3 protein-coding genes are annotated in these 2414 nt (G+C 65.7%); 2 read left to right on the plus strand and 1 reads right to left on the minus strand.

Annotation, left to right across the window (positions count from 1 at the left end):
- Positions 1-572: GntR family transcriptional regulator (locus EN884_RS33065; protein WP_164895319.1), on the minus strand; the 572-nt coding region annotated here is incomplete at its 3' end.
- A 165-nt stretch (positions 573-737) separates the two neighbouring features.
- Here EN884_RS33065 and EN884_RS33070 point away from each other — a divergent pair.
- Together EN884_RS33070 and EN884_RS33075 are read left to right on the plus strand one after the other, a co-directional pair.
- Positions 738-1997 (plus strand): multidrug efflux MFS transporter, encoded by a 1260-nt coding sequence (locus tag EN884_RS33070; protein ID WP_063167761.1) that lies wholly within the window; start codon positions 738-740, stop codon positions 1995-1997.
- A gap of 28 nt (positions 1998-2025) precedes the next feature.
- A complete protein-coding gene (locus tag EN884_RS33075; RefSeq protein WP_024504690.1) occupies positions 2026-2400 on the plus strand; it encodes a DUF423 domain-containing protein in 375 nt (124 codons plus the stop codon).
- The last annotated feature ends 14 nt before the right edge of the window (positions 2401-2414 follow it).

A 2414-nucleotide genomic window follows, 5' to 3' on the forward strand; every position in this document is an offset into this window, starting at 1 on the left:
ACCGAGAGCAGGCGCGCGGCTTCATCGGCGTCGCCACGGCGTGCCGCCGCCAGTATGGCGCGATGTTCGGCCCAGGCGCGGCTGAGGGCCGCTTCGTCGCGAACCTCCAGCCAGCGCGCCCGTGACAGGCGTGTCATGGCATCACGGACCGCCCGGAACAGGAATTCATTGCCCGACAGACGCGCCAGTTCGATGTGAAAATCCATGCCGACGCGATGCCATTCCTCGCGCGGCGTGTCGTTGTCGCAGGATTCGAGCATCGCCTGGATGACATCGATGGCGCTCCGGTCCGCCAGGCCGCATGTCAGGCGAACTGCCGCAACCTCGACCGCCTCCCTGTAGACGGCGATCTGCTCGAGTTCAGCCAGATTGATCGGCGACACCGTCCAGCCGCGCCCGTCCCTGCCGACCAGCCCCTCGGTCTCGAGCCGCAGCAGTGCTGCCCTGACCGGGGTTCGCGATGCACCGAAACGGCTCTCGATCCAGCGCTCGGTCAGCTTTTCGCCGGGACCGATCTCGAGGCCCAGGATCATCTGCCGAAGCTGTTTTTCGACGCTGTGCATCTGCGACATTGTCGTTTCCACCTTTTGGCCGTTTGCGATCGTCTTGCCGATCACGTTCGACAGGCTGCATTGACAGCGGCCAAGCTTGCGTCCATGACGTGCACCATCTTGGTATCCCAAATTGGTATCCGCAGCAAGCATCGATAAAAGAGTTGCTGGGACAGGACACACGACATGCAGCAGAGCACGCCCCCGGCGAACGACAGCACCTACAACATCCACTGGCGGCGCAATCTGTTCGTGTGCTTCGCCGGTTCGTTTTCGACGCTTGTCGCCATGACGCTGCTTCTGCCGTTCCTGCCGCTCTATATCGAGCAGCTGGGTGCCGAGGGTCACGCGGCGATCGTGCAATGGTCGGGGATTGCCTATGGCGCGACGTTCTTCGCGGCGGCGCTGGTGGCGCCGCTCTGGGGACGTCTCGGCGACCGCTATGGCCGCAAGGTGATGCTGGTTCGCGCCAGCTTCGGCATGGCCATATGCATGTCGCTGACCGGCATGGTGCAGACGGTCTGGCAGCTGGTGCTGCTGCGGCTGCTCATCGGCTTTGCCGGCGGCTACTCCTCGGGATCGACCATCCTCGTCGCCATGCAGACCCCGAAGGAGCGTTCCGGCTGGGCGTTGGGCCTGCTGTCGGCCGGCATCACGGGCGGGGCTCTGGTCGGTCCGCTGGTTGGCGGCGCCCTGCCGCCGCTGATCGGCATCCGCGCCACCTTTCTCCTCTCCGGCGGCGTCATCTTCCTGGCATTCCTGGCGACCACGTTTCTGATCAAGGAGAATCCCCGGCCGAAAACAGCAGACGCCGCAGCGACGCAGAAGCGGAAAGGCGGCTGGTCACAAATCCCCGACAAACGGCCTGTTGTCGCCATGCTGGCGACCGGCATGCTGTTGAGCTTCGCCACCATGTCGATCGAGCCGATCATCACCGTCTATGTGCAGCAGCTCATCGAGGACCAGAGCCGCGTGACGCTGATATCAGGCGTCGTCATGTCGGCGGCGGCCCTTGGCGCCATCCTGTCGGCCTCGCGCCTGGGCAAGCTCGCCGACCGCGTCGGCCACTGGAACGTCATCATCGGCGCGCTTGCCGTCTCGGCGCTGCTGCTGATCCCGCAGGCCTTCGTCACGCAGAGCTGGCAACTCATCGGCCTGCGCTTCCTGATGGGTCTGGCGCTGGGCGGGCTGTTGCCCTGCATCACCAGCGTGATCCGCCACAATGTTCCCGATGGGGTCGGCGGCAATGTGCTCGGGCTGTCGATCTCCGCCCAATATGTCGGGCAAGTCGCCGGCCCCTTGCTCGGCGGCTTTGCCGGTGGTCATTTCGGCATGCGTTCGGTGTTTCTGGGCACATCCGTCTTGATGGCCGGCGGCGCGGTGTATAACTGGCTGGCACAGTCACGCCGCGAGCAGGACATGCTTGCCCACGCCGGCAAGCCCTGACGGGGTTGGGCGTCACAGGGCCCCAAACATGAGCACAGCCGAACGACCTTCCGACAACAGCAGCCGTATCCTCGTCCTGGCCGGGGGCTTCTGCGGTGCTGCCGGCGTGGCGCTGTCGGCCGCGGCAGCGCATCTCGGCGGCGCCTTCGTTGGCACCGCCGCATCGTTCCTGCTGATGCATGCGCCGGTCTTCCTTGCCGCCGGATTGCTTGGCGCGAACCGGATCCTGCGCATCGGCAGCCTAATCCTGCTGGTTGGGCTTCTGCTGTTCTGCGGCGATCTGCTGGCCCGCGATTTCATCGGGTCGCGGCTATTCCCGCTGTCGGCGCCGATCGGCGGCACGCTGCTCATTGCCGGCTGGCTGGCGATCGCTGCCTCGGCGCTGGTGCGCGTGCGGTCCTGAACGCCCGCCGGCAC

The organism is Mesorhizobium sp. M7A.F.Ca.AU.001.01.1.1 (assembly GCF_004022735.1).
Lineage (GTDB): Bacteria > Pseudomonadota > Alphaproteobacteria > Rhizobiales > Rhizobiaceae > Mesorhizobium > Mesorhizobium ciceri.

Coding starts and splice junctions, on each gene's coding strand:
- EN884_RS33070 (WP_063167761.1), top strand. CDS start 738: ATGCAGCAGAGCACGCCCCCGGCGAACGACAGCACCTACAACATCCAC.
- EN884_RS33075 (WP_024504690.1), top strand. CDS start 2,026: ATGAGCACAGCCGAACGACCTTCCGACAACAGCAGCCGTATCCTCGTC.